The 14,588-nt window shown below is 65.8% G+C and carries 14 protein-coding genes; 11 read left to right on the top strand and 3 right to left on the bottom strand.

Translation table 11 applies throughout. The annotated features are described in order from the left end of the window. Position 1 precedes the first annotated feature (1 nt). The 10 genes from ASC81_RS25330 to ASC81_RS25285 are packed head-to-tail and all read left to right on the top strand — an operon-like array spanning position 2 to position 9,105. On the top strand, positions 2-1,213 hold the full coding sequence (locus ASC81_RS25330) for a lipopolysaccharide biosynthesis protein (protein WP_056273896.1): 1,212 nt from the start codon (positions 2-4) through the stop codon (positions 1,211-1,213). Continuing rightward, on the top strand, positions 1,210-1,779 hold the full coding sequence (locus ASC81_RS25325) for an acyltransferase (RefSeq protein WP_056273894.1): 570 nt from the start codon (positions 1,210-1,212) through the stop codon (positions 1,777-1,779). The genes ASC81_RS25330 and ASC81_RS25325 overlap by 4 nt, the downstream gene beginning before the upstream one ends. Beyond that, positions 1,776-2,852 (top strand): glycosyltransferase, encoded by a 1,077-nt coding sequence (locus ASC81_RS25320; RefSeq protein WP_235533782.1) that lies wholly within the window; start codon positions 1,776-1,778, stop codon positions 2,850-2,852. Before ASC81_RS25325 ends, ASC81_RS25320 begins: the two co-directional genes overlap by 4 nt. After that, positions 2,849-4,075 carry a glycosyltransferase family 4 protein gene (locus ASC81_RS25315; RefSeq protein WP_056273891.1) on the top strand — a complete coding sequence of 409 codons (1,227 nt, stop codon included), beginning with the start codon at positions 2,849-2,851 and terminating at the stop codon, positions 4,073-4,075. The genes ASC81_RS25320 and ASC81_RS25315 overlap by 4 nt, the downstream gene beginning before the upstream one ends. Further along, complete coding sequence (locus ASC81_RS25310; protein WP_056273889.1) at positions 4,072-4,746, top strand: class I SAM-dependent methyltransferase; 675 nt, start codon at positions 4,072-4,074, stop codon at positions 4,744-4,746. The genes ASC81_RS25315 and ASC81_RS25310 overlap by 4 nt, the downstream gene beginning before the upstream one ends. A gap of 32 nt (positions 4,747-4,778) precedes the next feature. After that, entirely contained in the window at positions 4,779-5,021 is a 243-nt protein-coding gene (locus ASC81_RS25305) for a CopG family transcriptional regulator (protein ID WP_056273887.1), read from the top strand. Beyond that, complete coding sequence (locus tag ASC81_RS25300; protein WP_056273885.1) at positions 5,021-5,455, top strand: TA system VapC family ribonuclease toxin; 435 nt, start codon at positions 5,021-5,023, stop codon at positions 5,453-5,455. Before ASC81_RS25305 ends, ASC81_RS25300 begins: the two co-directional genes overlap by 1 nt. Continuing rightward, positions 5,452-6,612: a DegT/DnrJ/EryC1/StrS aminotransferase family protein gene (locus ASC81_RS25295; protein WP_056273882.1), complete on the top strand. Its 1,161-nt coding sequence runs from the start codon at positions 5,452-5,454 to the stop codon at positions 6,610-6,612. Before ASC81_RS25300 ends, ASC81_RS25295 begins: the two co-directional genes overlap by 4 nt. Positions 6,613-6,620: 8 nt before the next feature. Further along, entirely contained in the window at positions 6,621-7,208 is a 588-nt protein-coding gene (locus ASC81_RS25290; RefSeq protein ID WP_056273879.1) for a sugar transferase, read from the top strand. Positions 7,209-7,221: 13 nt separating this feature from the next. After that, a complete protein-coding gene (locus ASC81_RS25285) occupies positions 7,222-9,105 on the top strand; it encodes a nucleoside-diphosphate sugar epimerase/dehydratase (RefSeq protein WP_056273877.1) in 1,884 nt (627 codons plus the stop codon). Between the two features lie 4 nt (positions 9,106-9,109). Here ASC81_RS25285 and ASC81_RS25280 read toward each other — a convergent pair whose 3' ends face one another. Then, positions 9,110-9,862, bottom strand: a complete 753-nt coding sequence (locus tag ASC81_RS25280; RefSeq protein ID WP_056273874.1) for a hypothetical protein — start codon at positions 9,860-9,862, stop codon at positions 9,110-9,112. Between the two features lie 43 nt (positions 9,863-9,905). Next, entirely contained in the window at positions 9,906-11,594 is a 1,689-nt protein-coding gene (locus tag ASC81_RS25275) for a GspE/PulE family protein (RefSeq protein ID WP_056273871.1), read from the bottom strand. A gap of 123 nt (positions 11,595-11,717) precedes the next feature. On the opposite strand from ASC81_RS25275, the gene ASC81_RS25270 reads away from it, so the two are divergent. Continuing rightward, positions 11,718-12,665 (top strand): FkbM family methyltransferase, encoded by a 948-nt coding sequence (locus tag ASC81_RS25270; RefSeq protein WP_082536823.1) that lies wholly within the window; start codon positions 11,718-11,720, stop codon positions 12,663-12,665. A 157-nt stretch (positions 12,666-12,822) separates the two neighbouring features. Here the strand turns inward: ASC81_RS25270 and ASC81_RS25265 are convergent, their stop codons facing one another. Continuing rightward, on the bottom strand, positions 12,823-14,526 hold the full coding sequence (locus tag ASC81_RS25265) for a hypothetical protein (protein ID WP_056273865.1): 1,704 nt from the start codon (positions 14,524-14,526) through the stop codon (positions 12,823-12,825). Positions 14,527-14,588: the final 62 nt, after the last annotated feature.

Below are 14,588 nucleotides of genomic sequence, written 5' to 3'. Positions count from 1 at the left end.
CATGGCGCCGTCGCAAGGCGGCATGCGGCGCTCGGCGCTGACGCTGCTGGCCGGCAGCGCGCTGGCTCAAGCCCTGCCGCTGCTGCTGGGCCCCTGGATCGCGCGGCTCTACACGCCGGCCGAGTACGGCCAGTTCTCGCTTGTCTGGACGGTGGCCAGCAACCTGGCCGTTGTCGGCTGTGCGCGCTACGAGTTCGCGCTGGCGCTGGAGACTGGCGACAAGGACGCGGCGTCGCTGCTGGCCCTGTGCCTGCGAATGCTTCTCGCCATGACGGCGATGACCGTCCTCGTCGGCGCCGCCTGGATGGCGTGGGCCGACCTGTCGCTCGCCGCCGCCTTGCCCTTGATCGTGCTCGTCGCGTCCGCCAGCCAGGCGCTGTCGCAATGGGCGGCGCGCGCTGGCCACTTTATGGCGCTCGCCTGGGGGCGCGTCGTGCAATGGGGCGGCGGCGCGCTGGCGCAGGTGGGCTTCGGGCTGCTGCAGGCCGGGCCCTGGGGCCTGATCGGCGGCGCGATGCTGGCGACTGCCGCCGCCGCTGCGTTGCAGGCCCGGCCGGCGCCGGCGGGGGGCTGGGGCGGTCTGCTCGACTCTCAGCCTTTGCGCGCGCTGGCGCATAAGCACCGCGACTTTCCGCTGCTGAACACGCCGCACGCCTTTGCCGGTGCGCTGCAGGACACGCTGGCCATTGCGATGCTGGCCGCCTGGCTGGGCAGCCCGGAGGCGGGCGCCTGGGCGCTGGCGCTGCGTTACCTCAAGGCGCCCGCGTCGCTGGTCGGCGGGTCGCTGTCCCAGGTGCTCTATCCGCGCCTTACGCAGGCCGCCAGCCTCGCCGAGGCGCGTTCGCTGGTGAGGCGCAACATGCTGCTGCTGGGGGCAATAGCGCTGCCGCTGATGCTGGCGCTGCTGGCGCTGGGCCCCTGGCTGTTCGAGGCCGTGTTCGGCCCCGAATGGCGGGGCGCTGGCGAGTTGGCGAGGTCGCTGGCGCCCTACATCGCGCTGCACTTCATCGCTTCGCCACTGTCCGTCGTGCTGATGGCTTGGGGCGCGCAGGCCTGGGGGCTCAAGCTGGCCCTCGTGGGGCAGGTGCTGTTCGTGGGCGGCCTGGCGGCCGGCCTGCATCTGGGCGGCCTGGCCGGTGCCGGCTGGGGCGTGTCGGCGGCGATGCTGCTCTACTTCGGCTACTTTTTCTGGGCACTCTGGACGTGGGAATGAGCCGGGCCTTCATCAACCGCTGCCGCCGCCGCCTCGTGCGACTGCTGGGGTTTCGCATCCTCTTCGGCGAGCCCGGCGCGCCGCATTCGCGCATCGCACCGAGCACTTGCATCGAAGGCGAAGCCGGGTTGCAGCTTGCGGATCACGTCTTCATCGGCCAGTTCAATTTCATCGACGCCAGCGCCGGCCTCGTCATCGAGGAAGGCGTGCAGATCACCAACTTCTGCTCCATCGTGACCCACAGCACCCACAACGCACTGCGCGTCAACGGCCGCCGCACGGCGACGCTGGGCGGTGAGCTGCCCGGCTACCGCAAGGCGCCCATCCGCCTGGGCGCATACAGCTTTGTCGGCCCGCACAGCCTCATCGAGCCTGGCAGCAGCCTCGGCAAAGGCGCCATCCTCTGCGCCTATTCCCAATTGCGCGGCACGGCGCCCGACTTCGCCATCATGGCCGGCCAGCCTGCCCGTCAGGTGGGCGACACACGTGAGCGCGACTCGGCGCTGCTAGCAAAACATCCGGAACTGCGCCAAGCCTATGAAGCCTGGGCTGGACGCCAGCCATGAGCCTGAGCGGTGGCCTCAAACTCGTCCTCATCGGCGACGGCGAAAGCCCGCACCTGCTGAAATGGGCCCGCGCGCTCAACCCGCGCGTGCAGCTGCACGCCATCTCGTCACGCGGCTTCCTGCCGGAGTTCAACCAGTTGCTGCCCGATGCGCGTCGCCTGGCGCTCAACACTGAACCCGACCACGCTGGCGGCAACGTTGCCCTGATCAAGCAGTTGCCCAAGATCGGCGCCTGGCTGGCCGACACCGACGCCGACTGGTTGCACGCCCACTACCTGACCTCCCACGGCAGCCTGGCCTGGGCGGCGCGCATGGGCTGGCGGCTGCGCGCGCAGATCGCCGGCTCGGCCTGGGGCAGCGACATCCTCGTCACCCCGCAACGCGGCAGCGCCTGGCGCTGGATGACGAAGAAGGTATTGCGCAACTGCACGCTGACCACGTCGGACTCGGTCTACATGGCCGAACGCATGCGCGAGCTGGGCGCCGGTGAGGTCATGACTTTCCCCTTCGGCCTTGAAGCCATGCCCAAGCAGAACGCGAAGAAGCAGCCCTGGCTGTGCTTCGCCAACCGAGGTCTGGAGCCGATCTACCGGCCTCAGCGCGTCGTCGAAGCGTTCGCGCGCATTGCGGCGGCGCAGCCGGAGGCGCGGCTCGTCGTGGCGAACGACGGCTCGCTTCGCAACGCCCTGGAAGCCGATGTCGCCGCGCGCGGTTTGGCGGACAAAGTCAGCTTTGTTGGTCGGCTCGATGCCCACGCGCAGGCCAGCCAGTACGCGCGCTCGACCTGGTTCCTGAGCATGCCCGAGAGCGACGCCGTCTCCGTCTCCGTGCTCGAAGCCATGGCCCATGGCTGCGTGCCGCTGCTGTCCGAACTGCCCGCCAACCGCGAGCTGATTGGCGATTCGGCGCGAGGCTTGATCGTTGGGGCGTTGGACGACCTGCCCGCGCGCATGGCCACGCTGGACACGGCCAAGCTCGCCGTCGTCAACCGCGACTGGATTGCCGCGAACGGTCTGTTCGAGCCGCACGTGCAGCGCTTCCTGACCCGGCTGCGCGAGCTGACCCCGGCATGAGGCTCCTCCTCATCAACCATTACGCCGGCTCACCCGCGCACGGCATGGAGTTCCGGCCCTACTACCTGGCCCGCGAGTGGGTGAGGGCAGGGCACGAGGTCACCATCGTCGCGGCCAGTTATTCGCATGTGCGTGCTGTCCAGCCCGAGGTCGGCGCGGAGCCGCGCGAGGAGCTCATCGACGGCATCCGCTATCGCTGGCTGCCCACGCCGCATTACGCGGGCAACGGCGTTGGTCGGCTGCGCAACATCCTGTCTTTTTTGCGCCAAGTGCGTGCCGATGCCTGGCGGCTGACGCGTGAGTTCCGTCCCGATGCGGTCATCGCCTCCAGCACCTACCCCATGGACGTCTGGGTGGCGAAGAAGCTGGCACGGCTGGCCAAGGCCAAGCTGGTCTACGAGGTGCACGACCTCTGGCCGCTATCGCTGATCGAGCTGTCGGGCATGTCGCCGCGCCACCCGTTTGCGCTGATGTGCGGCAAAGCCGAGGCCGATGCCTACCGCGACGCCCAGGTCGTCGTCTCCATGCTGCCGTGCGTGCATGAACACATGGCATCCAGGGGCCTGGACCTGAGCAAGCTGCACATCGTGCCCAACGGCTTTGCGCCCGAGGAATGGCGGGGTGAGTCGGCGCCTTTGGATGCGACGCTGGCGGCTCATCTCGACGCAGAGCACGCCGCTGGCCGTGTCGTTGTCGGCTATGCCGGCTCGATGGGCCTGCCCAATGCCTTGGATGTGCTGCTGGACGCGGCCGCGCGTTTGAAGGGTTCGCCGTTGAGCTTCGTGCTCGTCGGCAGCGGCCACGAAGCCGCGCGGCTGGCTGACCGGGCGGCGACCGCACGGCTGATCAATGTGCGCTTCTTCGCCCCCATCCCGAAGGCTCAGATACCCACGCTGCTGGCGCGCTTCGACATCGCCTACATCGGCTGGCAGCGCACGCCCATCTACCGCTTCGGCATCGCGCCCAACAAGCTCATCGACTACCTGATGGCCGGCCGGGCGGTGCTGCATTCGGTCGAGGCCGGCAACGACCCGGTAGCCGAAGCTGGCGCCGGCTTGACCGTCGCGCCGGAAGACGCCGGCGCCGTGGCCCAAGGGCTGTTGAAGCTCACCATGTTGACTCCCGCGGAGCGCGCGGCTATGGGCGACCGGGGCCGCGCATTTGCGATGGCGCATCACGCCTATCCCGTTCTCGCCGCCCGTTTCATCGAAGCGCTGTCATGAGCGAGCTGGACGAGATCGCTCAGCGCTACGCCCGCCGCGCTGATCGCGGTAAGGCCGACCGCTACAGCCTGCTGCGTCCCGAGGTCTGGCAGATGTGGCAGGAGCGCCAGCGCGAGCTGCTGAAGCTGCTAGCCCGGCGCCCGGGCCATCCGTCCGAATGGCGCGCCACCGAGGTCGGCTGTGGCGCCGGCGGCAATCTGCTGGACCTGCTGCGCTTGGGTTTGCTGCCAAGCCACCTGAGCGGCATCGAGCTGCTGCCTGAGCGCCTGACCGCCGCGCGGGCATCCCTGCCGGAGGGTGTGCGCCTGATCGCCGGCGATGCGTCGGAGGCGGACATCGCACCCGCCAGCCAGGACATGGTGCTGCAGTCCACCGTCTTCTCCTCCATCCTCGATGACGCCTTGCAGCGGCGCGTGGCTGACGCGATGTGGAGGTGGCTCAAGCCTGGCGGCGCCATCGTCTGGTACGACTTCACGATCAACAACCCGCGTAATCCGGACGTTCGCGGCGTACCGCTCAATCGGGTGCGCGAACTCTTCCCGCAAGGGCGCCTCACCGTTCGGCGCGTGACGCTCGCGCCACCTCTGGCGCGGGCGCTGCCCTCTGCCTACCGGGTGCTCAACCTCTTCCCCTTTCTGCGCACCCACCGGCTGATCTGGATTCAGCGCTAACATCTGTGCATCACTGCATCTGATGATTTGTCATGCGGACCACGATCGACATTGATGATGACCTGTTGGCTGCTTCCAAGGAGCTGGCTCGCCATGAGGGCACCACGGCGGGCGCTGTGGTGTCGCGGCTGCTGCGTCAGGCGCTGACGGGCCAAGTCGTGGCCGAGCCGGCGGCTGGCTATGCGGTGCCGGGCTTCCGCCCCTTCGCCGCCAAGGCCGGCGTGGTGGTCACCAACGACATCTTGAACAAGCTTCGCGACGAGGAAGGCACCTGATGCGGGCTCTTCTCGATGTCAATGTCCTTCTCGCGTTGCAAGATCAAGCGCATGTTCACCATGCCGCTGCCATGCAATGGCTCGGCGCGCACTGGGACGGTGGCTGGGCCTCCTGCCCGCTGACGCAAAACGGCTGCCTGCGCATCTTGAGCCGCCCCGGACATCCCAACGCGCAAACGCCCAACGCCGTGCGCGAGCGCTTGGCTGAGGCCACCGCGCACGAGATGCACCGCTTCTACGCTGACGATTTCAGCCTGCTTGACCAGGGCGTGCTCAACTGGAGCCATATCACCGGCTCCCGCCAGATCACCGATGCCTACCTGCTCGCGCTCGCGGTGCGGCACGGGTTGCGGTTGGTCACCTTCGACCGCGGTATCCCTTTGCATGCCGTGCCCGGCGCCCGGCCCGAACACCTCGTCACGCTGGCTTCATGACCGATCTTCCTTTCCTCCCCTTTGCCCTGCCTGATCTTGGTGACGACGAGATTGCCGAGGTCGTCGACACGCTCAAATCCGGCTGGATCACGACCGGTCCCAAGGCCAAGCGCTTCGAGCAGGCCTTCGCCGACTTCCTCGGCGACCCCCAGATCGAATGCATCGCCGTCAACTCGGCGACGGCCGGCCTGCACCTGGCCCTGGAAGCCATCGGCCTGGCGCCGGGCGACGAAGTCATCACGACGACCCACACCTTCACAGCCACGGCCGAGGTGGTGCGCTACCTCGGCGCCGACGTGAAGCTGGTCGACATCGACCCGGCCACGCTGAACATTGACATCGCCGCCATCGAGGCTGCGATCACGCCCAAGACGCGCGCCATCCTGCCAGTGCATTACGCGGGCCTGGCCGTAGACATGCTGGCCATCCTCGACATCGCGCGCCGCCACGGTCTGCGCGTCATCGAGGACGCAGCCCACGCATTGCCGACGACGCTGGAGAAGGAGCTGATCGGCACGCTGGGCAGCGACGCCACGGTCTTCAGCTTCTACGCCAACAAGACGATGACGACGGGCGAGGGCGGCATGCTGGTCACACGCAACGCCGAACTCGCCAAGCGTGCCCGCGTCATGCGCCTGCACGGCATGAGCCGCGACGCTTTCGACCGCTTCACGGCCAAGGTGCCGAGCTGGTACTACGAGATCGTCGCGCCCGGCTTCAAGTACAACCTGACCGACATCGCCGCAGCCCTGGGCCTGCACCAGCTCAAGCGCCTGCCTGGCTTTCAGCTGCGCCGCGAGCAGATCGCAAGGCGCTACCACGAAGCCTTCGCCGACCTGCCGCTGATCCTGCCGCCGGACGCTCCGGCAGGCGATACCCATTCCTGGCATCTCTACGTCGTGCGTCTGTCCGACGATGCGGCCATCACGCGTGATGCCTTCATCGAAGGCATGTATGCCGCCGGCATCGGCTGCAGCGTGCACTACGTGCCGCTGCACCTGCATCCTTACTGGCGCGACCGGTACGGCCTGACGCCCGAGCAGTTCCCGCATTCCCAGAAGGCCTACGAGCGTACGGTCAGTCTGCCGCTGTACACGGCGATGAGCGACGCGGATGTGGAGCGCGTCGTCGCCTCGGTGCGCGGCATGTTCGTTTGAGTACGGGCTTGAGCAAACGCCTGTTCGATATCGCAGCGTCTGCCGTGGGCCTGCTGCTGCTGGCGCCGTTGCTGCTGCTGGCGGCCGCCTGGATCAAGCTCGACTCCCCCGGCCCCGTCCTATTCCGGCAGACGCGGGTGGGGCGTTTTGGTGTGCCCTTCACCATCCACAAGTTCCGCACCATGCGCGCCGAGCCTGGCTCGGCCATCACCGTGGGCGCCGACCCGCGCATCACGCGCGCGGGTCAATGGCTGCGTGATACCAAGCTCGACGAGCTGCCCCAGCTCTGGGATGTTCTGCGCGGCACGATGAGCCTCGTCGGCCCGCGGCCGGAGCTACCACGCTATGTCGAGCTCTATCCCGCTGACCTGCGCGAGCGTGTGCTGTCGGTGCGGCCGGGCATCACCGACCCGGCGTCGCTTGCATTCAGGCACGAGGCTGATCTGCTGGCCAAGGCCGCTGACCCCGAACGCGAGTACCGCGAGGTCGTGCTGCCGGCCAAGTTGGGGATCTCCGCCGACTATGCGGTGAGGGCCAACTTGGCGACCGACCTGCGCTTGATCGTGGCGACGCTAGCGCGGGTACTGCACCGCTGACAATCCCGCCTCAATGAACTGGCAGTTTCTCGACACCCTTCTCACGCGCCTACGCGCTCACCGTGAGGCAATCGCACTCGCATTGGACGTCGCCGTCGTCGTCGTTGCTTGGCAGGCTACCTACCTGTTTCGACTTGGCTTCGAGCGCTGGTTCGCCGCGCGCCCGGCCTACGACGGTGCGGTTTTGCTCGGCTTACTTCTCATCTACGCCATCGCCTTCCGGGCACTGCGCGTGCCGAAGGGCATGTGGCGCTTTTCGGGCTTTGGCGAGGTCAAGCGTCTGGCGCTGGCCTGCGCCAGCGCTGGTCTCGTTGCTGCAACGCTGGTGCAGATGGCCCGGCTCTACGGCGTACCGCGGGCGGTACTGGCCCTGCATCCGCTTTTCACGCTGATGTTGCTGGCCATGATGCGCATGGGCTACCGCATGCTTTACGAACACATGCGTAGCCGCATCAGCGGCAGCGCGCTGGAGCAGCGGCGAGCCTTGGTGATGGGGGCCGGAGACGCCGGGCGGCTCCTGGTGGCCGGCCTGCAGCATACGCAGGGCTGGGTGATCGTCGGCTTCCTGGACGACGCGCCCGAGAAGCAGGGCGCTCGCGTCGCCGGGGTGCCCGTGCTCGGTCGGCTGGCGCAGGCTGCCGAGTTCGCGACGTTGCACGGCATCACGCACGTCATCGTGGCCATGCCAGGGGCCAGCGTGCCCCAGCGCCGCTATGCGCTGGACATGGCCGGAAAAGTGGGACTACCGGTGCTGACGGTGCCGAACAGCGAAGAGCTGCTATCCGGCCGCGCAGTCAACCAGGTCCGCGACATCGAGCCTGAAGACTTGCTAGGCAGGGAGCCGGTGGAACTGGATGAGGGCGGCATCAGCGAATGCCTGAACGGCAAGGTTGTGCTGATTACAGGCGCAGGCGGCTCTATTGGCTCCGAGCTGTGCCGGCAGGTCGCGCGTTACGGCCCATCGAAGATCGTGCTCTATGAACTGAGCGAACTAGCGCTTTACACCATAGAGCAGGAGCTCAGCGAGAAATTCCCTCATCTGCCGCTGCTGCGGGTAATTGGCGACGTGAAAGATCGGCAGCAGCTGCGCTTCATCTTCGGCAAGTACCGTCCGCAGATCGTTTTCCATGCAGCCGCCTACAAGCATGTGCCACTGATGGAAGAGAACGCGTGGGCGGCATTGCGCAACAACACGCTGGGAACGTATCACGCCAGCCTGGCTGCTCTGGAAAGCGGAGCGGAGCGCTTTGTACTGATCAGCACCGACAAGGCCGTCAACCCGACCAACGTCATGGGTGCGACCAAGCGCGCCGCAGAACTCGTCGTCGGCCATATGGCTGGGAAGCAGGGCGCTACGAAGTTCATGGCCGTGCGGTTTGGCAACGTGTTAGGCAGCAGCGGCAGCGTGATCCCGAAGTTCAAGGAGCAGATCGCCCGCGGGGGGCCCGTTACAGTGACCCATCCAGATGTCACGCGCTATTTCATGACCATTCCCGAGGCGGCTCGACTGGTGGTGCAGGCTGGCGCCATCGGTGACAGTGGTCAAGTGTTCGTGCTCGATATGGGCGAGCCGATCAAGATCGTCGACCTCGCGCGCGACATGATCCGGCTCTCGGGCCATTCCTCGGATCAGATTCGCGTGGAGTTCACCGGCCTGCGGCGTGGGGAAAAACTGTATGAGGAACTGCTGGCCGACGGCGACAGAACCTTGGCCACGCCGTTCGCTGCATTGCGGCTTGCACAGTTGGGGGCAGCTGGCGACGCGGCGGCAGGCGCTGTCATCGTGCAATGGCTAGCAGCGCAGGGCGCCGCGGCCGAGCCCCCGATGAGCGAGGCGGAATTGCGCACGCGCTTGAAGCAGTGGCTGCCTGAATACGCCCCATCCGAGCGGCCCTGAAAAATCAGCGCGGCACTGACGCTGGCGCGCCGGGCGCCGGAGCGCCCTTGGGCTCGACACGGTAGTACAGCGTCACGCGCTGTTTGACCTTGGCCCAAACGTCGTCCCACTCGGTTGCAGGCAGGTCGCGCGGCTGAGGGCAGGTGGCGGCAATTTCCGGCGCACAACGGCCCAAGGCGCGCACCCAGCGTGCATCGTAGGCGGTTCCAATGCGCTCGCCATTCGCCAGTTCCAACCCATCTCGCACAAGCTGCGCAGCGCGCTCGGGATGGTCGCGTAGGAAGGCCCGGGACTTCTCTGCTTGCTCCGGACCGACCATGGTCAAAGGCAGGCGCAGAAATCCCTCAACCTGAACCAGGTGGGCCTCACTCAATGTGCTGCCGAAGCGATCAACGTCGTACAGGCCCAATGCCGCCTGCGCGGCAATCAGGGGCAGCAGCTTCTCGACCCCGGCCTGAGGCACAAACACCGCACCGATGTAATCCATCGCCTCCAACGGCGTGAGCGAGAACGGACGCCGCTCAAAAGCGCGCACCTGACGCTCAAAGTCGCGGCGGGCGATCACATCATTGTCTTTGAGCAGTTGGATGGTCTGCAGGAAGCGTTGGCGCCGCAATTCCCATTCCTGCCGTTCGACGGTGGCAGGAGCAGAAGCGGCGGCCTTCACAGGCGCCAGGGTGGTCTGGGCTGAAGCTGTGGAAACGGCGAACCCGGCAGTCAGCCCGGCCATGAACAGGAGAAAGAGATGGCGATACATGGGGTAGCGAATGAGCTGCGCGAGAGCCGCGCGAAGGACGTTTTCAGATCGGTTCGCGGAGTTCAGCCTGGCTGCTGGCCAGTGCTATCACCTCGGCAACGCTTGTCAGGCCGCGCCAGAATCGTATCAGCGCATCCTGCGAGAGATTGCGAAAACCCGGCTGCGCGTGCTGCCGCACCTCGTGATCGGAAATGCGCCCACCCGACAGCGCAGCGCGGAGCCCCGGCGTCACGGCCAGAACCTCGTGCACGGCTGTGCGACCTCGATAACCGGTGTTGTCGCACTCGGGGCAGCCCTGGGGCTCACGACCGGCGTAATCGGAGGCAGCCAGTCCGAGCGTCTCGGCGTGCTTGCGTACGCTGGCAGGCAGCGTCTCTCGAGCCACGGGTGTCGCGCAATGTGGGCAAAGTCGGCGAATAAGCCGCTGTGCAATCACGGTGCGTACGCTGGCCGCCAACAGGAACGGTTCCACGCCGATGTCGATCAAGCGCACGAAGGCCGACGGCGCATCATTGGTATGGAGCGTCGAAAGCACCTTGTGGCCCGTCAAAGACGCCTGGATGGCAATGCTGGCCGTTTCAGGGTCGCGGATCTCACCGATCATCACCGTGTCTGGGTCGTGCCGCAGGATGGAGCGCAGGGCCGCCGGGAAGGTGAAGCCGATATCTGACTGCACCTGAAACTGGGTAATGCCCGGCAATTGGTACTCCACCGGGTCTTCCACCGTCAGTACCCGGGTCGTGGCGGTATCCGTCGCAGCCAACGCGGCGTACAGCGTCGTGCTCTTGCCGGAGCCAGTCGGGCCGGTCACCAAGATGATGCCGTCCGGCTCTGCGAGCGAAGCCTGCAGGGCCGCCAGGTGGTCAGGCTCGAAGCCAAGCACGTCCAGACGGAAGCGCCGATGGGCGGTCTTTGGCAGAAGGCGCATGACCACCGATTCGCCATGGACGGACGGAATAACCGACACCCGCACCTCGGTCTCGATGCCTGCAGCCCTTGTCGAGAAGCGGCCGTCCTGAGGCAGTCGGCGCTCGGCGATGTCCAGTCCGCTCACCAGCTTGATGCGGCTCACCACTGCATCGAAGCGCTCGCGTGCATGGCTCTCCGTGGAACGCAGTTGGCCGTCCACGCGGTAGCGCACATGGAAGACCCCCTCGGCGGGTTCGATGTGGATGTCGGACGCGTGCTGATCCGTGCCCCGCGACAGCATCGTCGCGACGAACTCGACAATAGGTGCATCCTGAGCGAGCTGGCGCAGATCGTTGGACGCGACTGCCGCCGGTGCTGCGTGATCATGAATCTTGGCCAAGGCACGGGCCATATCGGCGCTCTGCGCCAGCCATGGGTGCAAGGGGCGTAAGCCGGCCAAGCCTTGCGCAAATTCCTGCAATTCGGGCAGCAGCGGGTCGCGCGCAATCAGCAGAAGCGAGCCATCGGCGGGTACCGTGAAGGCGCTCCAGCGCCGCGACAGCGCGGCGGGCAACTGGGACGCGGCGGCTGCTGGCGTCAACGCCTGCTCCAGCCACTCCGGCTGCTCTTTGGCATCCCACAGCGGCAGCCCGAGCTGGTGTGACAAAGCCCCGTAGAGGCTTGGCTCCGAGACAAGTCCCATGCGCACCAGAATCGCACCCAGTCGCTGGCCGGCTGCGTTGCCTGCCTGCTGCTGCAGCGCCTGCCCAAGGGCTGCTGCATCAAGCAAGTTGCGTTCAATCAGGAGTTCACCGAGGCGCATGGATACCGAAGAAGATGGGACGTCGCGGCCCGGATCATAGGCGGGGGCACGAATGGACTTCGGTTGCCGGCTGGCCGTTTCCTAGAATCGCGCGTTGCTTCGCGCACCCGCGCCACCCATTGCATGTCTTCCGCTCCCAGTTCCTCTGCTTCCACTTCTTCCGCCCCACGGCAGCGCTTGCTGCGCAAAGGCTTGCGCGAGGTGGCCACAGCGCTGGCGCGTGCGCTGCACTGGGCAGGCTTGCAGCGCAGCGCATCCTGGCGCATGGCGGTATTCGACGCGGCTCCTGCCGGCGCCGTGCTGGTTAGCCAACGGGGCCAGGAGACCTATCTGGTGTCGTCGGCGGACCGGGCCATTGCCCGTGAGCTGTATGTCAAGGGGCAGTTTGATTTCGAAAAATTCGAGAAGGTCATGCATTTGTTGGGGCCGACATTCCGGCCCGCACTGCTGCTGGATATCGGGGCCAACATTGGCTGCATCTGCATCGCCGCGGTGAAGCGTGGGCTGTTCGAAAGAGCCCTTGCCTTCGAACCCGAGGCCTTCAATTTCTCGTTACTGACGGCAAATATCCATCTCAATGGACTGGCGTCCCGCGTCGAGGCGCGCAATATGGCATTGGGAGCACGGGATGGCGAGCAACTTCTGTTTGAGCTGTCGGAGGACAACTTCGGTGATCATCGCGTTAGCTTTGGCACGCTGGACGGTCGGTTCAGTGAAGCGCGACGCGAACGCACCGTGGTGCGTTGCGAAAGCCTGGACAGCCAGATCAACGGTGACCTGCAGGGCTGCTTGATCTGGATGGACACGCAAGGCTTCGAGGGCTTTGTGCTGCAGGGCGCCGCCCGCAGTCTGGAGAGCAGACCGCCGCTGGTCGTCGAATTCTGGCCGTACGGCATGCAGCGCAACGGCTCGTATGACGCACTGAAGCAAGCTGTCTTGCAGGCGGGCTACACGCGCTTCCACGACCTTGAGCTGGATGGAGGCGCAGTACCGGTTTCTGAGGCCGCTTTTGACGCCGTGTGGAAGCGGCTGGGTGTGGACGGCCGATTCACGGATCTTCTGATCCAGTAAAGGCTCGGCCAGCGTCTCCGCGGCGCTGCTACCGCGCGGTATGCCCTGGGGCGCTTCAAGCAAACATATAGAGCTGCCGCAGTTGTCGCCAATACAGCGTCGGCAAAAAAAAACGGAGGGCCGAAGCCCTCCGCTTTAGGTGCAATCTCCGAAGAGATTACTTGTTCACGGAATCGCGAACTGCCAGCGCCGGGCCTTCGTCGCCCTGAGCCGACGAACCTTCGATGAAGTTGCCGTTGGCCGGGTTGAACAGGTAGTTCTGGACGCGGATCGACGAGTTGGCAGCGGTCAGACGCAGGCGAGCGTTCTGGCCAATGTCATCAGCACCGAAGCTGGTGGCGGTCGCGGTAGCGGCAGCATTCAGCTTGGCGTCGATCTGAGCGCTTTGCAGGTACACCACTTCACGCGGCTTCAGGGTCACCAGGAGAGCCGAAGCGCCCAGGTCGCCATTGCGATGCAGAACCGTAGCGTTCACGTCAGCCGTTTGCGATTCGTCCGTGTTGATGATACGGACGATGCTCTTCCAGCCACCCGACGGAGCCGCAGCGACGTCCGGCACGTAGTTGCGCACGTCAACTTGCACGCCATTGGCGATCAGGTTGTACAGGTTACCCGGGCAGGCAACGTTCGGTGCTTCCAGCGACGAGGCAAACTTGTTCAGCTGACCGCTGACCAGCTTGAACTGAGTAACCGGAACCGCCGAGGTGCCAGGCACGGTGTACAGCACGTTCAGGCGGCGAGCAGTCGCCGTGGCGCCGTTGCCGTCTTGCGTGAAGTTGGCATCGGTCAGGTCGCCGGCAGCGACCGTGACGGTGGCTTCCGTGCGGTCTGCATTGAACGTGGTCGTGGACGCGATGGCAGCACCCACAACCGTCTCGCCAGTGGCGGCAATCGAGTTACGCGCAACGGTCACCGTGGCACCGGTAGCGAACTTGCCGGAGACCTTGAAGGTGATGCCATTGGCTTCGACGATACCGACGGCGCTGGCCGGGTTCGTGCCGAAGGCGGCGGTGCCCACGCTGTACGCGTTCGTGCCGTTCAGGTCGAACAGAACGGAACGGTCACGCACGATGACCTGGCCCAGGTTCAGCACGGTGGTGCTGTTCGTGATATCCACCGGGTTGTTCAGGAACAGCTTGCCGCCGGAAGGCTGCAGCACATCGACCCTCGATTGCTCGATGTCGGTGTCCACGGCGCCGAGGGTCGTGCGCGGGAAGGCAGACGAGCTCAGGGCCAGCACTTCGAGCGCGCGACGCGACTGCACGATGGGGGTCGTGTTCAGCAGCGGAGCCAGCGTGAAGTTCGAATCGAATTCGGTGCCAGCAGCGTTCGTCAGCTTGGCCGTCACGTTGACCGAGGCGACTGCATCGCTGCAACCGTCGGTCGACAGGGCGGGAGCACCCAGTGTGGTACCAACCTTGGTGACTTGCACGGCACCGCCACCGCCCAGAACGACTTGCGAACCGGTGGTGAAGTTCGAGGACACGGTGATGACGGCGGTCAGCGTCGTCTTGTCAGCGCTCAGCGTGGGAGCGGCGACTTGATAGGTCGTGGGGCCAGCGACGGGCACCGTGCCATCAGGTTGGGCCAGCACGATCGTGGCGGCAGCGGGTGCAGCGTTCCAAGTAGCGCCACCGGACAGCGTCCAGCTGATGGTGAAGCTGTTGGGGTTGGCTTGCGTGCCGGTCAGCGGCAGAGCCAGCGCGTAACCGATCGTCGGAGCGGTCAGAACAACGGTGTTGTCGCCGAAGACTTCAGCGGCGTAGTTCTTGTAAGAAGACTGGATCACGCCAGCGTTGGCATTGACAGCCATGCCAGCGACAGCGGCCACGACCAGTGCAGAAAGAAGCTTTTGTTTCATTGAAATTTCCTCGATCAAGAGAACGATTGAAGTTGACACCTCAACAAGCATGCCGGACCTAG

It is taken from the genome of Pelomonas sp. Root405 (assembly GCF_001425165.1).
GTDB lineage: Bacteria > Pseudomonadota > Gammaproteobacteria > Burkholderiales > Burkholderiaceae_C > Pelomonas.
Note: the sequence above shows the minus strand (reverse complement) of the source record. Positions and strands in the feature narration are given on the sequence as shown.